Here is an 18,088-nt window from a genome sequence, read left to right as displayed (position 1 = left end):
TCCGGCACGGACAGCAAGATGGCCGGCGAATTACATGTCGGTCATCTCGTGGCGGTGGGTTCGCCCCGCATGACGCGGTCGATGCCGTCCAGCGCCCGCATCGCAGGCAGCACCGAGGCGATGTCGCAGCGGCTGGGCCGGCCTTCGCGCAGCGCGGCGATGAACTCGGCGTCCTGGGCCTCGAAGGCGGGCTGCGCGCCGGGCATCTCCACGATCTTGCCGTCGCTGTCGCTCAGTTCGTCGCGGAAGGCGCGGTAGGTGTCCTGTTCGCCGATGTAGCGGTAGAAGCCGCCAAAGGGCCCCTTGTTGTTGAACGACATGGCCATGGTCAGCAGCGTGCCGCGCTTGCGCGAACGCATGGCCACCGTGACGTCCATGGGGATGCCCAGTTCGGGATGGTCGGGGCCGCGCTGGCCCCAGACGTCGAACTCCGATTCGTCCAGCAGCCAGCAGAACAGGTCCACGGTGTGGCAGGCGTGGTGCCAGAGCAGGCTGTCGACCCAGGTGCGCGGCTCGCCGAACATGTTCAGGTTGTTGCGGCGGAAGAAATAGGTTTCGCAGACCAGGTGGTGCAGCGTGAAATCGCCGCTCTGGATGCGTTCGCGCAGGGTGGTGTGCGGTGGCGCGAAGCGGCGGCTGTGCGCGACCATCATGGGAACGCCGGTTTCGGCCTGCACGCGCGCCAGGCGCTCGGTGTCGGCCAGGGTCAGCGCGGCGGGAATCTCGATCAGCATGGGCTTGCCCAGGCGGGCGGCCAGCTCGGCGTGTTCGGCATGCAGGCCGGAGGGCGTGGCCAGCACCACCGCGTCCACGTCGGGACGGGCCAGTGCGGCGGCCAGGTCGTCGCCGCAATCGGGAATGCCGTATTGCGCCGCCAACTGGCGGCCGCGCGCCATGTCGGCCGCTGCCAGGGCCACGATCTTCACGCCCGGCATGGCGGCGAAGATGCGCGCGTGGGTCGAGCCCATGGCGCCTTCGCCGGCGATGCAGAGACGGATGGGGGACGAGGGGGCAGACATGGGACGCGGTCTCCGTGATGAGGGCGCGCGGCCGAGGGCCGCGCCCATTGTTCGAGGGGATCCCGCTATTCTAGGCGGCGCTCCCGCGCCGGACTAGCGGCCGGGTACCTGGAACGCCTTGCAAGGGTCTTCGCGCGGTGCAGGCGGGATCACAATGTCGCGGTCGTAGGCGCCGGGCGTGGCGGGCCGCTCGGTATAGCCCACCGACAGGATGGTGCCGGGCTTGAGCCAGCGCGGCACGCCGATGTCGCGGCGGATATGGCCGTTGCCGGCCAGCAGGACGACAGGCCGCCGGGCGGAAGCCCCGGGCACGCGCGCGGCACCGGCGATCGCGCCGGCCATCACGGCATCGCGCGCGAGCTGGGCCATGGCCATGCCGCCCAGCATGGACGGGGGCAGGGCGCCGCAATGGGCCTCGGCCACTTCCTTGCGCTGCGCCGCCAGCAGGTCGGGCGGGGGCGAGAGCAGGCCGAGCCGGCGCACTTCATGGGTATCGAACAAGGCACCGGGACCTTGCTTCATGACGGTGCCGGCATCGGCGCGCGACAGGTTGGCTGCGACCACGGGCAGCTTCTCGCGCAGCGCCAGGTCCAGCACGGGGCGGTAGTGGGCCCAATCCCAGCCCGTCTTGGCCGGAGCCGCGGCCTGGATCACGCAGTCGGCGGTCGTACAGGTGCGCAGGGCCCGGTCCAGGTCGGCCTGCCGTTCGCGGTCGAACTGCTCCATCGCGATGGCCGGCCGCCAGCCCGCGCGCACCGCGCGCGTCAGCGCCTGCAGGCGCAGGCGATGGCCCTGGGCGTTGTCATGGACCTCGCCCAGCAGCACGACCTCGTGGCGCGGCAGCTCGGCCGCCAGCGAGGCGACGGCGGCGTCGCGGCTGCCGGGCAGCCACGAGCAGCCGGCCAGCAGCAGGGCCGCGGCGGCGGCCAGCGGCAGGCCGGACGTGGCGCCAGGGCCGCGCCGCATCGGCGTCCAGGCGCCGGCCCTCATGCCGCGGGCCGGGGCGTGCCCGGCGCGATGGCGGCCAGTCCGTCGGCCAGCGCGGTCCACGCCGCCAGCTCGGGCTTGCCGGGCTTGCGTTCGCCGAAGAACTGCACGATCAGCGAGCCCTCGGCGTCATAGCATTCCAGCGAGGTCACGATGCCGTCCACGGTAGGCTTGCGCACCAGCCAGGCCTCGGTGAACAAGTCCATGCGCAGGTGCAGGTTGAAGCCCGGGTCCAGCACGTTCAGCCAGGGGCCCATGGGCGCGATGCGGTGGACCGGCCCGGTGTGGATCTGCACGCATCCGGCATTGCCCACGAACACCATGATGGACAGGCCCGATCCGGCGGCCGAGTTCAGCACGGCATCCACGGCGCCGACGCCCACCTGCTGCGCGAACTCGGGCGGCGCCAGCCGCAGCGCCTGCGTGCGTTCGACGCCATGCCGCCGCAGCAGGCCGAAGAATTCATGGGTGTCGCGCAGTTCGCGCCATTCCTGGCGGAAGGCCTCGACGTCGACGTCCTGGTCGGCCTTGCGCTCGGTTGCGGGCCGCGGCTCCGGCGTGACGGCCTGCGCGCGGTCGGCCTGCGCCGCCAGCAGGGCCTCGAACGCGGCGCGGTCAGTGCCCTCGACCACGTAGATCTTGTGCACCGCTTCGCCCTGCTGGTCGAACACCTGCAGGCTGGGGCGCTCGCCGGCCACGGCGTAGGCGTGCCGCCACTGCGACAGGAACAGGCGCAGGTCGATTTCGGGGTTCAGGGCCAGCCCCATCCTGCCTTCGATCTGGACGTGGTCGTAGACCCCGGTCTTCTCGTGGACGGCGGCCTCGTTGCGGGTCAGCGCCAGCAGCGGCCCGGCCGCCTTCAGTCCGCCCAGCAACGCGCTCCAGTCGGGCTTGAGCCGGGTCGCGGACGGGTCGGCGGCGACGAGTTCGCCTTCGCTGGCGCCGATGCGGGCGGCCGCGTCGCGCATGCGCAGCTTGGGCTGCTCGGCCTTGAGGGCCAGGTAACGTTGCCAGAGGAGGGGTGCTGTCATGCCGGAAACCTTGAATGCGAAGGGGAAGGGTTCGTAATGATAATGATTTTTATTAATTGGCGTAAGCCATGCATCCGGATGCATCGATAGCGCGGGGCGGGCAGGCCCTTTCCGCCCTATACTAGAGTGTTTCGTCATTCTCTTTGCGAGTCCCGCCATGCCGCAATACCGTTCCCATACCTCCACCCATGGTCGCAACATGGCCGGGGCACGTGCGCTCTGGCGCGCGACCGGCATGAAGGACGGCGATTTCGGCAAGCCCATCGTCGCGGTCGTCAATTCGTTCACCCAGTTCGTGCCCGGCCACGTGCACCTGAAGGACCTGGGCCAGATGGTCGCCCGCGAAATCGAGGCCGCCGGTGGCGTCGCCAAGGAATTCAACACCATCGCCGTGGACGACGGCATCGCCATGGGGCACGGCGGCATGCTGTATTCGCTGCCCTCGCGCGAACTGATCGCCGATTCGGTCGAATACATGGTGAACGCCCATTGCGCCGACGCCATGGTCTGCATCTCCAACTGCGACAAGATCACCCCGGGGATGCTGATGGCCGCCATGCGGCTCAACATCCCGGCCGTGTTCGTGTCGGGCGGCCCGATGGAAGCGGGCAAGGTCATCGAGGCCTATCACCCCGCCCAGGACGTGAACGGCCAGAAGATCATCAAGGTGGACCTGATCGACGCCATGATCAAGGCCGGCGACCCCAGCGTGTCGGACGAGGACGTCGAGAACTACGAGCGTTCGGCCTGTCCCACGTGCGGCTCGTGCTCGGGCATGTTCACCGCCAACTCCATGAACTGCCTGACCGAGGCCCTGGGCCTGTCGCTGCCGGGCAACGGCACGCTGGTGGCCACCCACGCCGACCGCAAGGATCTGTTCCTGCGCGCCGGCCGCGTGGCGGTCGAGCTGTGCCGCCGCTACTACGAACAGGAAGACGCCTCGGTCCTGCCGCGCAACGTCGCCACCAAGGCGGCGTTCACCAACGCGATGGCGCTGGACGTGTCCATGGGCGGCTCCACCAACACCGTGCTGCACCTGCTGGCCGCGGCGCAGGAGGGCGGCGTGGACTTCACGATGAGCGACATCGATCGCATCTCGCGCCACGTGCCCTGCCTGTGCAAGGTCGCGCCCGCCACGCAGCAGTACCACATCGAAGACGTGCACCGCGCGGGCGGCATCATGTCCATCCTGGCCGAACTCGACCGTGCGGGCCTGCTGGATACCTCGGTGTCCACCGTGCATAGCAAGACCCTGGGCGAGGCCATCGCCGCGCACGACGTCAAGACGAACGCCGACGAATCCGTCCACGCCTTCTTCCGCGCCGCGCCCGGCGGCGTGCCCACGCAGACGGCCTTCAGCCAGGACAAGCGCTTCGACAAGCTGGACCTGGACCGCGCAGCCGGCTGCATCCGCGACAAGGCCCATGCCTATTCGCAGGACGGCGGCCTGGCCGTGCTGTACGGCAACGTGGCCGAGAAGGGCTGCATCGTCAAGACCGCGGGCGTCGATGAAAGCATCCTGAAGTTCACCGGCAAGGCGCGCATCTTCGAAAGCCAGGAAGACGCCGTGGACGGCATCCTGGGCGACACGGTGCATGCCGGCGACGTGGTCATCATCCGTTACGAAGGACCCAAGGGCGGTCCGGGCATGCAGGAAATGCTCTATCCGACCTCGTACATCAAGTCCAAGGGTCTGGGCAAGGCTTGCGCGCTGTTGACCGACGGCCGCTTCTCGGGCGGATCCTCGGGCCTCGTGATCGGCCATGCCTCGCCCGAGGCGGCCGAGGGCGGTGCCATCGGACTCGTGGAAGAAGGCGACATTATCGAGATCGACATCCCCAACCGCGGCATCAACCTGCGCGTGGATGCCGCCGAGCTGGCCAGGCGCCGCGAAGCGATGGAGGCGCGCGGCGACAGGGCCTGGCAGCCGGTCGACCGCCAGCGTGTCGTGTCGCAGGCCTTGCAGGCCTACGGCCTGATGGCCACCTCGGCTGATCGTGGCGCCGTGCGCGACATCTCGCAGTTGAAACCCCCCCGTACGCGCTGACGCGCGCTCCCCTTTGGGGGGTAGTGGCAAGAAAAACGGCCTCGCTTTCCTGGAAAGCAAGGCCGTTTTGTTTTCTGGCGCAATGGCCGGTCAAGGCGAGAGGGGCGGTCCTTCCTTGGAAGGGTTGGCCTGTTCTTCCTTTTCCACACGGTTCAGCAGCTTGGCGAATTCGATCACCAGCCTGCGGCTGCGCGCGTCCAGCGTGGCGAAGCTGCGGCGCAGGGCGCGTGTGTCGTCGGCGTAGGGAAGCTCGTCGCCGTCACGCAGTTCCGAGGTGGCGGGAAGCACGCGGACGTTCTCGACCAGGGCATAAAGATCGGTCACGCCCACGTTCATGGCCCGGGCGATGTTCTCCAGACGCACGATGGACGGCTTCTGCTTGCCGGTTTCGATGCGGGAAAGATTGCCGGCATCGGTCCCGACCTCCATGGCGACGGCCTCGAGCTTGAGCCCGAGTTTCTCGCGCGTGTATCGGATCGCCGAACCTATGTCCATGGCGTGATTGTCCGAATGCCTTGCTCAGCACGCAAAGCGTGGTGCGCAAATTATTCGTGTATATTTTGCGTAAAAAGCAAAAACGAATAATTGCACTAGGCGGGAGAAGCGTTAGCGACACTCTCCTGAAGCGACGGGGGATTGCGTGCCATGCAAAAACACCAAGGCGTGACGGAACTGCTGGTACTCAGCGGGATCGACCAGGACGGCCACATCGCGTGGATCTTCGTACCGCGCGGTTGGAACATCGCCGCGCTGGAACAGCTGTTTCCCTTCTCGGGCCATGCCCATGCGCGGCGACGCCATGTGCTGATCGCGGTGCCGATCGCCCGCGAGCTGGCGCAGCGGTACGGGACCCGGCCCTTGCTCGAGTTCCCGGACACGCCGTCGCTGCACAGTCTTCTTTCCGAAGGCCTCGCGGCGGTGAAGCTGCTGATCGCGCGGGATCAGGACACGGCGTCGGCCATGCCGCTGTGACGCAGCAGGGCCTCGATGCTGGGCTCTCGTCCGCGGAAGGCGCGGAACGACTCGATCGCGGGCCGGCTGCCGCCTACTTGCAGGATCTCCCGCAAGAAACGTTCCCCCACCTCGGGCCTTAGCGTGTCCTCGGTGGCGGCATCCTCGAAAGCCGCGTAGGCGTCCGCCGACAACACTTCGGCCCACTTGTAGCTGTAGTAGCCGGCCGAGTAGCCGCCGGCGAAGATGTGGCTGAAGGTGTTGATCCAGCGCGAGACTTGCGGCTGGGGCAGGACGTGCATGCGATCGTTCACCGCGCGCGACAGGGCCAGCACGCTTTGCGGGCCGTCCGGATCGTAGTCCGTGTGCAGGTGCATGTCGGTGGCGGCCAGCACGACCTGGCGCAGCGTCATCAGGCCGCCCTGGAAGTTCTTGGCGGCCACCATCTTGTCGTACAGGGTACGTGGCAGGGGGGCGCCGGTTTCCGCGTGCGCGGTCATCTGCTCCAGCACCGCCCATTCCCAGCAGAAGTTCTCCATGAACTGGCTGGGCAGCTCGACCGCATCCCACTCCACGCCGTTGATGCCCGACACGCCCAGGTCTTCCATCTGCGTAAGCATGTGGTGCAGGCCGTGGCCGCATTCGTGGAACAGGGTGATGACCTCGTCGTGCGTGAACAGCGAGGGCTTGCCGCCGCTGGGCGGCGTGAAATTGCAGACCAGATAGGCCACCGGCGTCTGCAGTTGGCCACCGGGACGGCGATAGCGGGTGCGGGCGTCGTCCATCCATGCGCCGCCGCGCTTGCCGTCGCGCGCGTACAGGTCCAGGTAGAACTGGGCGAGCAGGGTGCCGGCGGCCGATTCGACGCGGAAGAAACGCACGTCCGGGTGCCAGGCCGGGGCGCTGTCGGGGCGGATGCGGACCGAGAACAGCGTCTCGATCACCTTGAACAGGCCCGCCAGCACCTTGGGCTCGGGGAAGTATTGCTTGACCTCGTTTTCCGAGAAGGCATAGCGCGCCTGGCGCAGCTTCTCGGACGCGTAGGCGATGTCCCAGGGTTCGAGTTCGCCCAGGCCCAGTTCGGCGGCGGCGAATTCCCGCAGCTCGCGCAGGTCGCGCTCGGCATAGGGGTGCGCGCGCTCGGCCAGCTCGGCCAGGAACTTCTGCACCTGCTCGGGAGTGTCGGCCATCTTGGGCACCAGCGACACCTCGCCGTAGTTGGCATAGCCCAGCAGGCCGGCTTCTTCGCGGCGCAGGCGCAGCAGGTCCAGCATGATGGCCGTGTTGTCCCACTCGGCCTGGCCCTGCCCGTACTCGGGGCCCAGTTCCGAGGCGCGTGTCACGTGCGCCTTGTACATGGTTTCGCGCAGCGCGCGATTGTCGGCGTATTGCAGCACCGGGAAATACGAGGGGAAGTGCAGGGTGAATTTCCAGGCCGGCGTGTCGTCCCGGGCCTCGCCTTCCTTGGCCGGCGCCTTCCTGGCGGCCTCGCGCGCCGCTTCCTTCACGTCGTCGGGCAGGCCGGCCAGTTCGGCCTCGTCGCGCACGATCAGCGCGTAGGTATTGGTGGCATCCAGCACGTGGTCGGAGAAGGCCTTGGACTGCGTGGCCTGCTGCTCCTGGATCTCGGCGAAGCGCGGCTTGGCGGCCTCGGGCAGTTCGGCGCCGCCCAGGCGAAAGCCCCGCAGCTCGTTCTCGATCAGCTTCTTGCGGGCCGGCGTCTGGTGCTGGAATTCCTTGCCCGCCGCCAGCTTCTTGTAGCGTTCGTACAGCGCCTGATTCTGGCCCAGGCCGGCCCAGAACTCGGTCACGCGCGGCAGGTTCTCGCCGTAGGCGGCACGCAGCTCCGGCGTGTCGGCCACCGAGTTCAGGTGCCCGACCACGCTCCAGGCCCGCGACAGCCCTTCGGTGCCTTCATCCAGCGTCTCGACCACGCTTTGCCAGGTGGCCGGCGCATCCGCCGCCTGGTCGGCCTCCAGCTTGTCCACCGCCTGCTGCGCCCGCTCCATCAGGGCCGTGATCGCGGGGGTGATGTGCTCCGGGCGGATGGCATCGAACGGAGCCAGGCCCGACAGGTCCATGAGCGGATTGCCGGCCAGGGGGGAAGAAGAGGGGAGGTCGGACGCTTGCGCCATGGAGAAACTCCTGAATGCTGACTGTGCCCCATAGATGGGGGCGAAACAAGGAAAATCCAGGGGGAAGTGCCCCCCTTACACGCTTCGCGCGTCCCCCAGGGGGCGGCACTGGCGGACCGGCGGAGCCGGATCCGCTGTGCCCATGCAACGAATAGGCGCTGGGGGCTCTGTGCTTATCTTCGTCCCTGGGGGGCGGCGCGCAGGGCTCATGCCCTCTGGGCGGATTCCAGCGTGTTGGCCAGCAGCATGGTGATGGTCATGGGACCGACGCCGCCCGGCACCGGCGTGATCCAGCCGGCCACTTCCGAGACGCTGGCGAAGTCCACGTCGCCGCACAGTTTGCCTTCGTCGTCGCGGTTGATGCCCACGTCGATCACCACCGCGCCGGGCTTGACCATGTCGCCGGTCAGCGTGTTGCGGCGGCCCACGGCGGCCACCACCACGTCGGCCTGGCGGGTGTGGTAGGCAAGGTCGGGCGTGCCGCTGTGGCACACCGTGACCGTGGCGTTGGCCTGCAACAGCAGCAGCGCCATCGGCTTGCCCACGGTATTGCTGCGGCCGATCACCACGGCATGCTTGCCGCGCAGGTCGTAGCCGGTGCTTTCGATCAGCTTCATGCAGCCGTAGGGCGTGCACGGACGGAAACCGTCCAGTCCGGTCATCAGTTCGCCGGCGCTGAGCACCGAGTAGCCGTCCACGTCCTTGCGGGGGGAGATGGCCTCGATCACCTTGTGCGGGTCGATGTGCCCGGGCAGGGGCATCTGCACCAGGATGCCGTGGATGGCGGGGTCATGGTTGAGCAGGTCGATGCGGGCCAGCAGGTCGGCCTCGGTCATCGTGGCCTCGTATTTTTCCAGCACCGAATGGAAGCCCGCGTCGTGGCACGCCTTGACCTTGTTGCGCACGTACACGTGCGAGGCCGGATCCTCGCCCACCAGGATCACCGCCAGGCCGGGACGCGTGCCCTGGCGCGTGAGCTCGGCGGCGCGCTGGGCGATGTCGGAGCGGATCTGCTTGGAGAGTTCGTTGCCGTTGATGAGGCGTGCGGGCATGGCGGTGTGAAGGCGAAGAGGGGTGGAGGAACGAGGGCGCGGGCGCCTGGGGCATTTTAGCGCACGGGGGAGGGGCGGGCGTTGCGAGGCATTCCTGTCTCGCAACGAATAGGCAGATGCCGTTGCCGGAGGCAGCATGCGAAAACTTCGCCGTCGAGTATCTGAAAGCGGCGTTGGAAAAAATGGAGGGCTCCCGGCACCGGGCTGTGGGCTTGCTGGCATTGCGCGATGTGGCTGAGGCCTATGGTGGCCTGGCGGCCGTCGCACGGTCGGCGGGCATCACGCGCGAGGCTCTCTACAGGGCCTTGTCGCCCAACGGCAATCCCACGTTGAACACCCTCATAGCTGTTCTGGATGCGGTGGGGATGCGTCTTTCGGCGTCGCCTGCGCGGGCCTTGTCCAGATAGCCACTCGTCCTAGTCTGCCGGCGAGGCTTTTTCCGCCGCCGTCATCACCGCCGCCACGGCCCTGTCCCCGTCCCGCCCGGACGCGTCCAGGCCCGCCACCACGCCCCGCCGGTCGGCCTCGTTGCGGTTCTGGCTCATCTTCCACTTGGCCTGCAGACGCGCGATGGGCATTTCCAGCCCGACGATGGCCGACAGCCTTTCTTCCAGGAAGGCGGGCGGCGCGTCGCTCATCTTCCACGGGGCGTCGCGTCCCTGCTCGAACATGCGCGTCAGCCGGCCCACCACGCCCGCCACCCAGCGCGGATCGTCATGCACGATGATCCGTCCATGGGCGTGCACGACGGCGTAGTTGTAGGTGGGCACGACTTCGTGGGTCGTGCGCTTGGTTTCGTACAGGCTGGGCGATACGTAGGCGCTGGGGCCCTGGAAGACCGCCAGGCTCTCGGCCTGGGAATCCGCCAGTTCCCGCCAGACCGGATTGGCTCGCGCCACGTGGCACAGCAGGGTGCCGTGCGGACCGCGGTCGGGGTCGAGGATGAAGGGCAGGTGATTGGCATCCAGCCCCTGCGGTCCCGCCGCAACCAGCATGCCGAGCGGACAGGTGCGTATCAGGTCGCGGATCCTGTCCGTGTCGGTCTGCTCGAAATGCGGCGGCAAATACATAGTTGGCTGGGTATCGGGCGGCGGGTTACCCCTGCGGCCGATGGTGCAGGGCGACCTTCATGAGATCCGCCACGGTCGTGACCTGCAGCTTTTCCATGATGTTGGCGCGATGCGCCTCGACGGTCTTGATGCTGATGCCCAGGTCGTCGGCGATCTGCTTGTTCAGGCGCCCGGCCACGATGCGTTCCAGCACCTGTTGCTCGCGCACGGTCAGCCGGGCCAGCAGGGCCTCGTGGCCGCGCCGGGTGGCTTCGTCGGCCGCGCGCGAATGGGCCTGTTCCAGCATGTTGGCGATGATCTGGCGCAGGTCCGCTTCGTTGAAGGGTTTTTCCAGGAAATCCACCGCGCCTTTCTTCATGGTGGAGACCGCCATGGGCACGTCGCCATGGCCGGTGATGAAGACGATGGGCAGGGTGGATTTGCGGGCGAGCAGTTGTTCCTGGAGCTCGAGCCCGGTCATGCCCGGCATCCGCACGTCGGCGATCAGCACGCCGATCACCTCGGGGTCGTACTCGGCCAGGAAACGTTCCGAACTCTCGTAGGCCCGTACCCGGTAACCGTTGGCTTCGAGCAGCCATCGGAGAGAATCTCGCACGGCTTCGTCGTCGTCGACTATGAAGACCGTGCTGGATTGGGGCGTATTGCTCATCAGGTAAGCTCCTTGGGTGCGGATTCCAGTTTGGGCGCCGGTCCGGTCGGCAGGATCGGGCGTACCCACGGAAGCGTGAACTTGAAGATCGTGCCTCCGGCGGGGTTGGCTTCGGCCCACAGCCGGCCGTGGTGGAATTCGATGATCGTGCGGCAGATGTTCAGGCCCATGCCCATGCCTTCCGACTTGGTGCTGTAGAAAGGCTCGAACAGCCGTTCGGGATCGGCCAGCCCATGGCCGGTATCGGTGACTGCCACTTCTACCATGTCCTCGCGCACGTTTGCTTCCACCAGCAGTTCCCGCCCGTCTGATTCCTGCATGGCCTCCAGGCCGTTTTTCATCAAGTTCAGGGCCACCTGTTCGATCAGGATGGGATCGGCAAGAACGTCCGGCAACTGTTCGGGTATTTTTTGAATGATATCGATCCGCCGGGTCCGGGACTCGATCCCGGCAAAACCGACCGCATTATCCACGATCGTGGACAGGCTTACCCGCTGGCGCTTGGGCTCGCTCCGTTTCACGAATTCGCGTATGCGGCGGATGATCATACCTGCACGCTGGGCCTGTGCGGTGGTTTTTTCCAGGGCCGGAAGCAATTTGGCCGGGTCGGTATCGCCGGCGCGCACCAGCGCCACCACGCCCATGCTGTAGTTGTTGATGGCCGTCAGCGGCTGGTTCAGCTCGTGCGCCAGCGACGAGGCCATTTCGCCCATGGTGATCAGGCGGCTGGTGAGCTGGATCTTCTCCTGCTGGGCGCGGGAGGCTTCCTCGGAGGCCCGGCGTTCGGTGATGTCGCGCGCCACCTGCATCCGCACCCGGCGGCCGTCCACCCATTGCAGCATGCGGTGGCGCACCTCGAACCAGCGGTGGGTGGACGAGGAATACACCTCGATTGCTTCATCTGTGAAACGGCCGCGCCGGCCGGCGGACAGTTCGTCGTGCCCGGTGGGCTGCGAGCCCAGCACGCGTCGGTAGGTCTTGTTGGCGAACAGCAGCTCCGAGCCCTTGGGCGTCTCGGCCGTGACCGAGATGGCGTCGTCCAGCCCCTCGAGCACCGTCATGAAGCGTTCGTGGGCCGCCGCCAGGGCCTCGCGGATGCGCTTGGGCTCGGTGATGTCGGTCATGGACGTCATCCAGCCCGTCTGCACGCCGCGCTGGTCGAGCAGGGGCGAGACGTACATCCGCGCGAAGAAGATCGAGCCGTCGCGCCGCTGGGCCTCCATCTCGAAGCCGCTGCTGGGGGCATTGCCCGACAGCAGCATCTCGGTGTTGCGCCACTGGGCGGCGTGGTCGCCCTGGGGCCAGTAGGGGTAGGGCGGGGGCCGGCCCAGCAGGTCGGCCTCGTCCCAGCCCATCATCCGGCAGAAGGCCGGGTTCACATAGGTGATGCGGCCTTCCATGTCCAGCACCCGCATGCCGGTCAGCATGGAGTTTTCCATGGCGCGGCGAAAGGCGGTTTCGGCGATCAGCGCCTGCTCGGCCTGGGAGCGGAAGCGGGTGTGGCGCCACAGGGCGAACAGGCTCCATATGATGACCGCCGACAGCGACACCACCACCCAGACCAGCATGGTCTGCGAGGTGTCGGTTTGCGTGCGGTAGCCGCGCGCGCTCAGCATCATGCCGTTGCCCGGCGGGTCCAGCGGCACTTCATAGGCGTTGATGGCGCCCTTGTCCGCGCGCGACGACGAGGACACCAGCGGCATCTCGTTGCCGTCCAGGATGGACACCTTGTACTTGTGCTGGGTCTCCTGGGGGATCAGGTGCTGCAGGATGGCGTCCACCGAGTACACCGTGGCCAGCGTGCCCAGGAAGCGTTCGTTCTGGAACACCGGCACGTACAGGTCCAGGTAGACCTCGTTGTACTGGCCGCGATAGGGGCGGGAATACGCCGGCCGGTGCTCGTCGCGGGCGATCTCGAAGGCGCGGAAGGCCTCGGGCTCGGCCGCGCCCGGGGCGCTCATGCGGAAGGTCTGGCCGGCGCGACGGTCGGGCGTCGAGATCCAGACGGCCTTGCGGTCGGCGTTGATCCAGGCCACGTGGATGATCTCGGGGTGCTCGACCTGGAGTTCCCGGGCATCGTCCAGGAACCGGCTCTCGGTCATGTTGGTGCGCACCAGGTCGCGCCCCAGCGCCCCCATGCGGTCGCGCGCCGCCAGCATGCGCAGGCGCATCGATTGCTGCGCCCAGTCGACGTCCCGCACCAGCGTGCCGTAGCGCTGCGCGTCGTCGCGGGCGTCCAGCCACCACAGGATGGAGCCCATGACGCAGACGAACAGGCCCAGGGCGATGGCGGGCGTCAGCCAATACCAGCTGCGCCGGCGCAAGCGCCCCAGTTCCTTGAACGGGGCGGGAATATTGGAAGGATGAACGGTAGACATGAAGAAAGTTTACGCACAGTGTGGTGCGTTCGGAGGCCCGCTGTTTTATTGCAGCGCAGAATGCTTTTATCCAGGTTTCGTGTTAGATTTCACATCGTGGTAAATGATATCGTAAAGCGAAATTTTTATTGCCTGGAAGGCGTGCTGCCTTCTAGAATCGCGCCGGAGTTGCGAGGGCCCTAGTTTTACATAGGCGAAGGCCGCCAACAGCGACTAAACCCTTGGATGGCTACGAGCCGTCCGGATGTCACAGAGACTCAGGAGACAGGTATGTCCGCTCTTCCTCAGGTCGGGGCCGGTATAACCGCCGCCAACGACGAAGATACCCTGGAAACCCAAGAATGGCTCGACGCCCTGGAAGCGGTGCTGGATCGCGAAGGTCCTGAGCGCGCGCATTACCTGCTGGAACGCCTGATCGACGTGGCCCGTCGCTCCGGAGCCTACATCCCGTTCTCTCCGAACACCGCCTACGTCAATACCATCCCGCCGCACATGGAGCCGGCGCATCCGGGCACGCTGGACCTGGAAGCCCGCATTCGCTCCTATATTCGCTGGAACGCGATGGCGATGGTGGTCAAGGCCAACCGCCTGCATCCGGCCGATGGCGGCGACCTCGGCGGCCACATCGCCTCGTTCGCCTCGCTGGCGACCATGATCGAAACCGGCCAGAACCACTTCTGGCACGCTGAAACCGAAAACCGCGGCGGCGACCTGGTCTATTTCCAGGGCCATTCCTCGCCCGGCGTCTACGCCCGCGCCTTCCTGGAAGGCCGCCTGTCGGAAGACCAGCTCAACCATTTCCGCCAGGAAGTCGACGGCAAGGGTCTGTCGTCCTACCCGCATCCGAAGCTGATGCCCGATTTCTGGCAATTCCCCACCGTCTCGATGGGCCTCGGCCCCCTGATGGCCATCTACCAGGCCCGTTTCCTGAAATACCTGCACGCTCGCGGCATCGCCGACACCAGCAACCGCAAGGTCTGGGTGTTCTGCGGCGACGGCGAGATGGACGAGCCCGAGTCGCTGGGCGCCATCAGCCTGGCCTCGCGTGAAAACCTCGACAACCTCGTGTTCGTCATCAACTGCAACCTGCAGCGGCTGGACGGCCCGGTCCGCGGCAACGGCAAGATCATCCAGGAACTGGAAGGCGAGTTCCGCGGCAGCGGCTGGAACGTGGTCAAGCTCATCTGGGGCGGCTACTGGGATCCGCTGCTGGCGCGCGACAAGGAAGGCATCCTGCGCCAGATCATGGAAGAGACCGTCGACGGCGAATACCAGGCCTACAAGGCCAACGACGGCGCCTTCGTGCGCGAGAAATTCTTCGGCAAGCATCCCAAGCTGCTGGAGATGGTCAGCCGCATGAGCGACGAGGACATCTGGCGCCTGAACCGCGGCGGCCACGATCCCCACAAGGTGTATGCCGCGTTCGACGCCGCGCAAAAAAGCGAAGGCCGTCCGACCGTCATCCTGGCCAAGACCATCAAGGGCTACGGCATGGGCGCCGCCGGCGAGTCGCGCAACCCCGCGCACCAGCAGAAGAAGCTGGACGACGACATCATCCGCGCCTACCGCGACCGCTTCAACATCCCGGTGCCGGACGACAAGCTGTGCGACCTGCCGTACTTCAAGCCGGCGGACGAATCGCCGGAAATGAAGTACCTGCACGAGCGCCGCGCGGCCCTGGGCGGCTACCTGCCGCACCGCCGCCAGAAGGCCGACGAACACCTGCCCGCGCCGGCGCTGTCGGCGTTCCAGGCCGTGCTCGACCCCACCGCCGAAGGCCGCGAGATCTCGACCACGCAAGCCTTCGTCCGCATCCTCACGCAATTGCTGCGTGACAAGACGCTCGGCCCGCGCGTCGTACCCATCGTGCCGGACGAGTCGCGCACCTTCGGCATGGAAGGCATGTTCCGCCAGATCGGCATCTACGCCCACGCCGGCCAGAAATACGTGCCGGTCGACAAGGCGCAGGTCATGTACTACCGCGAGTCCGAAGACGGCCAGATCCTGGAAGAGGGCATCAACGAGGCCGGCGCGATGAGCTCGTGGATCGCCGCGGCCACGTCGTATTCGACCAACAACCGCATCATGGTGCCGTTCTACATCTATTACTCGATGTTCGGCTTCCAGCGCATCGGCGACCTGGCCTGGGCCGCCGGCGACATGCAGGCCCGGGGCTTCATGCTGGGCGGCACCGCCGGGCGCACCACGCTCAACGGCGAAGGCCTGCAGCACGAGGACGGCCACAGCCACCTGATGTCGGCCACCATCCCCAACTGCGTGTCGTACGATCCGACCTTCGCGCACGAACTGGCCGTCATCATCCAGAACGGCATGAAGCGCATGGTGGAAGACCAGGAAAACGTCTTCTACTACATCACGGTCATGAACGAGAACTATGCCCAGCCCGGCCTGAAGGCCGGCGACGAAGAGGGCATCATCCGCGGCATGTACCAGTTGAAGAAGAGCGAGGCCAAGGCCGAGCACCGCGTCCAGCTGCTGGGTTCGGGCACCATCCTGCGCGAAGTCATCGCCGCCCAGGAACTCCTCGAGAAGGACTGGGGCGTGGCCGCCGACATCTGGAGCGTGACCAGCTTCACCGAACTGCGCCGCAACGGCCTGGACGTCGATCGCCACAACCTGCTGCATCCGACCGAGAAGAAGGCCCAGGTCGCCTACGTGACCGAAGCCCTGGAAAAGACCGAAGGCCCCATCGTCGCCTCGACCGACTACATGAAGTCCTTCGCCGACCAGATCCGTCCGTTCATCCCCAAGGGCCGCACGTACAACGTGCTGGGCACCGACGGATTCGGCCGTTCCGACTTCCGCGCCAAGCTGCGCGAACACTTCGAGGTGGATCGCCACTTCGTCACGCTGTCCGCCCTGAAGGCGCTGGCCGACGAAGGCAAGATCCCGATGAAGAAGGTGGCCGAGGCCATCAAGAAGTACGGCATCAACCCCGAGAAAGCCAACCCTCAACACGCGTGATCGATGGCCGGGATGGGTAAGATAGGGACTGCCCCTGTTTTGCCCGCCCGGCCGGCGCGCGCCTGCCTGCGGCGGGGGCGCCGGTGGGGTCCGGCTTTCTGGAGACTACAGAATGAGTAATGTGAGCGAGCTGAAAGTCCCCGACATCGGTGATTTCAGCGAAGTCGAAGTGATCGAGATCCTGGTTTCGGTGGGCGACACCATCAAGGCCGAGCAAAGCCTGATCACCGTCGAGTCCGACAAATCGTCCATGGAAATCCCGGCCGCCACCGGCGGGGTGGTCAAGGCCATCAAGGTCAAGGTGGGCGACAAGGTCAGCGAAGGTACGCCGCTGGTCGAGATCGAAGCCGCCGGCGGCGCCGGGGCGCCCAAGCAGGAAGCGGCGCCGGCCAAGGCCGAGGCGCCCGCCGCTGCCGCTGCGCCCGCTGCCAGGCAGGAAGCCGCGCCCGCGCCCCAGGCCGCGCCCGCCCAGGGCGGTGCCGAGGAAACCGTGGTCGTGCCCGACATCGGCGACTTCAAGGACGTCGAAGTCATCGAGCTGCTGGTCAAGGTTGGCGACAAGGTCTCGGCCGAGCAAAGCCTGATCACGGTCGAGTCCGACAAGTCCTCCATGGAAATCCCGACCTCGACGGCGGGCGAAGTCACCGCCGTGCTGGTCAAGGTGGGCGACAAGGTGTCCAAGGGCAGCCAGCTCGTGAAGGTCAAGAGCGGCGCCGCCGCCGCCGCGCCCGCCGCCAAGGCCGAGAGCGCCCCGGCCCCGGCCGCGCAGGCCGAAGCGCCCGCCGCCGCGTCGGCTCCGGCCCCCGCGGCCAAGCAGCCGCCCGTGCCGGCCGATCCCGCCGCCGAACACGCTCCCTCCAAGGCCCATGCCTCGCCGTCCGTGCGCAAGTTCGCGCGCGAACTGGGCGTGGACCTGGCCAGAGTGCCCGCCACCGGTCCCAAGGGCCGCATCACGCCCGACGACGTGCGCAACTTCGTCAAGAAAGCGCTGGCTGGCGGCGGCGCCGCCGCGCCCGTGGCGGCCGGCGGTTCGGGTTCCGGCCTGGAAGTGCTGGCCTGGCCCAAGGTCGACTTCGCCAAGTTCGGCGAAATCGAAGCCAAGCCGCTGTCGCGCATCAAGAAGATCTCCGGCGCCAACCTGCACCGCAACTGGGTGATGATCCCCCACGTCACCAACAACGAGGATGCGGACATCACCGACCTGGAAGCCTTCCGCGTCCAGCTCAACAAGGAAAACGAGAAGTCCGGCGTCAAGGTCACGATGCTCGCGTTCCTGATCAAGGCCGTGGTCTCGGCGCTGAAGAAATTCCCCGAGTTCAACGCCTCGCTGGAAGGCGACAACCTGATCCTGAAGAAGTACTTCCACATCGGTTTCGCCGCCGACACGCCCAACGGGCTGGTGGTGCCGGTCATCCGCGACGCCGACAAGAAGGGCGTCCTGGAGCTGGCCAAGGAAACCTCCGAACTGGCCAAGAAGGCGCGCGACGGCAAGCTCTCGCCCTCGGAAATGCAGGGTGGCTGCTTCTCGATCTCGTCGCTGGGCGGCATCGGCGGCACCAGCTTCACGCCCATCATCAACGCGCCCGAAGTGGCCATCCTGGGCGTCAGCCGCTCGGCCATGAAACCCGTGTGGGACGGCAAGCAATTCGTGCCGCAACTGACGCTGCCCATGTCGCTGTCGTACGACCACCGCGTCATCGACGGCGCCGCCGGCGCCCGTTTCAACGCCTACCTGGCCTCGGTGCTGGCGGACTACCGCCGCATCCTGCTGTAAGGAGCAACGG

The 18,088-nt window shown here is 66.9% G+C and carries 14 protein-coding genes; 5 read left to right on the top strand and 9 right to left on the bottom strand.

The window, feature by feature from the left end; all coding sequences use genetic code 11:
• Positions 1-41: 41 nt before the first annotated feature.
• The 3 genes from WKR98_RS19105 to WKR98_RS19095 form a co-directional block, all read right to left on the bottom strand.
• On the bottom strand, positions 42-1,019 hold the full coding sequence (locus WKR98_RS19105) for a Gfo/Idh/MocA family oxidoreductase (RefSeq protein WP_341434400.1): 978 nt from the start codon (positions 1,017-1,019) through the stop codon (positions 42-44).
• A gap of 93 nt (positions 1,020-1,112) precedes the next feature.
• Complete coding sequence (locus tag WKR98_RS19100; protein WP_341434399.1) at positions 1,113-2,009, bottom strand: ChaN family lipoprotein; 897 nt, start codon at positions 2,007-2,009, stop codon at positions 1,113-1,115.
• Positions 2,006-3,037: a hemin-degrading factor gene (locus tag WKR98_RS19095; protein ID WP_124689152.1), complete on the bottom strand. Its 1,032-nt coding sequence runs from the start codon at positions 3,035-3,037 to the stop codon at positions 2,006-2,008. Before WKR98_RS19095 ends, WKR98_RS19100 begins: the two co-directional genes overlap by 4 nt.
• 157 nt (positions 3,038-3,194) lie before the next feature.
• Here WKR98_RS19095 and ilvD point away from each other — a divergent pair, with 157 nt between their 5' ends.
• Positions 3,195-5,084 carry a dihydroxy-acid dehydratase gene (ilvD, locus tag WKR98_RS19090; RefSeq protein WP_341434398.1) on the top strand — a complete coding sequence of 630 codons (1,890 nt, stop codon included), beginning with the start codon at positions 3,195-3,197 and terminating at the stop codon, positions 5,082-5,084.
• Positions 5,085-5,174: 90 nt separating this feature from the next.
• On the opposite strand, the gene WKR98_RS19085 is transcribed toward ilvD, so the two are convergent.
• Positions 5,175-5,579, bottom strand: a complete 405-nt coding sequence (locus WKR98_RS19085; protein WP_341434397.1) for a helix-turn-helix domain-containing protein — start codon at positions 5,577-5,579, stop codon at positions 5,175-5,177.
• A gap of 150 nt (positions 5,580-5,729) precedes the next feature.
• Here WKR98_RS19085 and WKR98_RS19080 point away from each other — a divergent pair, with 150 nt between their 5' ends.
• Positions 5,730-6,056, top strand: a complete 327-nt coding sequence (locus WKR98_RS19080; protein ID WP_341434396.1) for a hypothetical protein — start codon at positions 5,730-5,732, stop codon at positions 6,054-6,056.
• Here WKR98_RS19080 and WKR98_RS19075 read toward each other — a convergent pair.
• Both WKR98_RS19075 and folD read right to left on the bottom strand, forming a co-directional pair.
• Positions 6,026-8,170 (bottom strand): M3 family metallopeptidase, encoded by a 2,145-nt coding sequence (locus WKR98_RS19075; protein WP_341434395.1) that lies wholly within the window; start codon positions 8,168-8,170, stop codon positions 6,026-6,028. The two genes, WKR98_RS19080 and WKR98_RS19075, sit on opposite strands and share 31 nt — an antisense overlap.
• 206 nt (positions 8,171-8,376) lie before the next feature.
• Positions 8,377-9,222: a bifunctional methylenetetrahydrofolate dehydrogenase/methenyltetrahydrofolate cyclohydrolase FolD gene (gene folD, locus WKR98_RS19070; RefSeq protein ID WP_341434394.1), complete on the bottom strand. Its 846-nt coding sequence runs from the start codon at positions 9,220-9,222 to the stop codon at positions 8,377-8,379.
• Between the two features lie 116 nt (positions 9,223-9,338).
• On the opposite strand from folD, the gene WKR98_RS19065 reads away from it, so the two are divergent.
• Entirely contained in the window at positions 9,339-9,629 is a 291-nt protein-coding gene (locus WKR98_RS19065; RefSeq protein ID WP_341434393.1) for an addiction module antidote protein, read from the top strand.
• A 9-nt stretch (positions 9,630-9,638) separates the two neighbouring features.
• On the opposite strand, the gene WKR98_RS19060 is transcribed toward WKR98_RS19065, so the two are convergent.
• Genes WKR98_RS19060 through WKR98_RS19050 form a run of 3 tightly spaced genes read right to left on the bottom strand, consistent with a single transcriptional unit; the run spans position 9,639 to position 13,319 of the window.
• Positions 9,639-10,292 (bottom strand): FMN-binding negative transcriptional regulator, encoded by a 654-nt coding sequence (locus WKR98_RS19060; protein ID WP_341434392.1) that lies wholly within the window; start codon positions 10,290-10,292, stop codon positions 9,639-9,641.
• 25 nt (positions 10,293-10,317) lie between these two features.
• Positions 10,318-10,941, bottom strand: coding sequence for a response regulator transcription factor (locus tag WKR98_RS19055; RefSeq protein WP_124689160.1), 624 nt, complete (start codon positions 10,939-10,941; stop codon positions 10,318-10,320).
• Complete coding sequence (locus WKR98_RS19050; RefSeq protein WP_124689161.1) at positions 10,941-13,319, bottom strand: PAS domain S-box protein; 2,379 nt, start codon at positions 13,317-13,319, stop codon at positions 10,941-10,943. The genes WKR98_RS19055 and WKR98_RS19050 overlap by 1 nt, the downstream gene beginning before the upstream one ends.
• 270 nt (positions 13,320-13,589) lie before the next feature.
• Here WKR98_RS19050 and aceE point away from each other — a divergent pair, with 270 nt between their 5' ends.
• Positions 13,590-16,304, top strand: coding sequence for a pyruvate dehydrogenase (acetyl-transferring), homodimeric type (aceE, locus tag WKR98_RS19045; RefSeq protein WP_341434391.1), 2,715 nt, complete (start codon positions 13,590-13,592; stop codon positions 16,302-16,304).
• 112 nt (positions 16,305-16,416) lie between these two features.
• Complete coding sequence (gene aceF, locus WKR98_RS19040; RefSeq protein ID WP_341434390.1) at positions 16,417-18,078, top strand: dihydrolipoyllysine-residue acetyltransferase; 1,662 nt, start codon at positions 16,417-16,419, stop codon at positions 18,076-18,078.
• Positions 18,079-18,088: the final 10 nt, after the last annotated feature.

This window comes from Pigmentiphaga sp. YJ18 (assembly GCF_038066655.1).
Lineage (GTDB): Bacteria > Pseudomonadota > Gammaproteobacteria > Burkholderiales > Burkholderiaceae_B > Pigmentiphaga.
This window is presented reverse-complemented; position numbering and strand designations above follow the sequence as displayed.